Consider the following 609-nt stretch of genomic DNA (forward strand, 5'->3'; position numbering starts at 1 on the left):
AACCTCACTTCATGATAAGATATAGTTGGTTTCCCGACCGCTACATCTCACCATAGAAGGAGGTATGCCCTGTGAAGGACATGAACAGTTTAGCACACACCACATGGAATTGTAAGTATCATGTTGTCTTTGCGCCAAAGTATAGAAGACAGATTATTTATGGAAAATATAAAAAGAGTATAGGACAAATTATTAGAGATTTGTGTGAACGGAAAGGTGTCATCATCCATGAAGCAAATGCCTGTCCAGATCACATCCATATGTTGGTTAGTATTCCACCTAAATTAAGTGTATCTCAATTCATGGGTTATTTAAAGGGAAAAAGTAGCCTCATGATATTTGATCGTCACGCCAATCTAAAATATAAGTATGGGAATCGTAAATTCTGGTGTCGAGGATTCTATGTTGATACTGTGGGCAGAAACAAAAAGCAAATACAAGAATATATTAGAAATCAGCTAAAAGAAGACTATATGGCCGATCAATTAACATTATTCGAAGAATATGACCCGTTTACAGGACAGAAAAATCGGAAGAAATAAAGAAATTCTTTAGAATTAGTGAGGGAATGTGGTGCAGGAGGGAAACCCATTCAGTGGGCCTTTAAGG

1 protein-coding gene is annotated in these 609 nt (G+C 36.9%); it reads left to right on the forward strand.

Annotated elements, in window-relative coordinates; genetic code table 11:
* Positions 1-80 precede the first annotated feature (80 nt).
* Complete coding sequence (gene tnpA / locus ACFQ3N_RS20400; RefSeq protein WP_390365086.1) at positions 81-542, forward strand: IS200/IS605 family transposase; 462 nt, start codon at positions 81-83, stop codon at positions 540-542.
* Positions 543-609 lie beyond the last annotated feature (67 nt).

Source organism: Virgibacillus byunsanensis, assembly GCF_042675965.1.
GTDB classification, from domain to species: domain Bacteria; phylum Bacillota; class Bacilli; order Bacillales; family Amphibacillaceae; genus Virgibacillus_R; species Virgibacillus_R byunsanensis.

What these genes read in the sequence shown, in the direction of transcription:
- tnpA (WP_390365086.1), top strand. Translation starts at nt 81, where the DNA reads ATGAACAGTTTAGCACACACCACATGGAATTGTAAGTATCATGTTGTC.